The organism is Mycobacterium sp. 1245499.0 (assembly GCF_001673615.1).
GTDB lineage: Bacteria > Actinomycetota > Actinomycetes > Mycobacteriales > Mycobacteriaceae > Mycobacterium > Mycobacterium europaeum_A.
Window position 1 is genome coordinate 1 of the sequence record NZ_LZMG01000239.1, and the last position, 505, is coordinate 505.

Consider the following 505-nt stretch of genomic DNA (forward strand, 5'->3'; position numbering starts at 1 on the left):
CCACGGGCGGTTCGTTGAGGAAGTTCATCGCCCGCACGTTGGGCATGCCGAACAGCACCACCGAGGAGACGTGGTTGGCCACGTCGGGCGCCAGCGGCTTGGGCACGGTGTTGGGGTCGATGCCGTCGGGCACGGCGGCCGAGGTGACAAAGCCCATCACGGCCGCGCCCTGCGAGTAGCCACCGAGCACCATCTTGGTGTTGGGGCAGTCATGGGCCATCGAATTCACGTGCGCGCCCGCGTCTCTGACGCCGTCGATGCCGGTCGCCCACTGATCGCTGGCGGGGTAGTTGACGGGGTAGACGTCGAAGGACCGTCCGCCCACGCGCTGGTGCAGGGCGTCGACGAAGGCCTGGCCGGTGGGGCCCACGCCCGGTGCTTCACCGGTGCCGCGGGCGAACACCACTTGCACGTCCGGACACTGGGCCGACGCGGAGGGGATAACGGAGGCGGACACGGCCGAAACGGCCACGCCCGACGCTGCGAGAACTACTGCGGAACCAAG

1 protein-coding gene is annotated in these 505 nt (G+C 69.3%); it reads right to left on the bottom strand.

Annotated elements, in window-relative coordinates:
- On the bottom strand, positions 1-505 hold a 505-nt coding region (locus A5646_RS13370), incomplete at both ends, for a cutinase family protein (protein ID WP_231998318.1).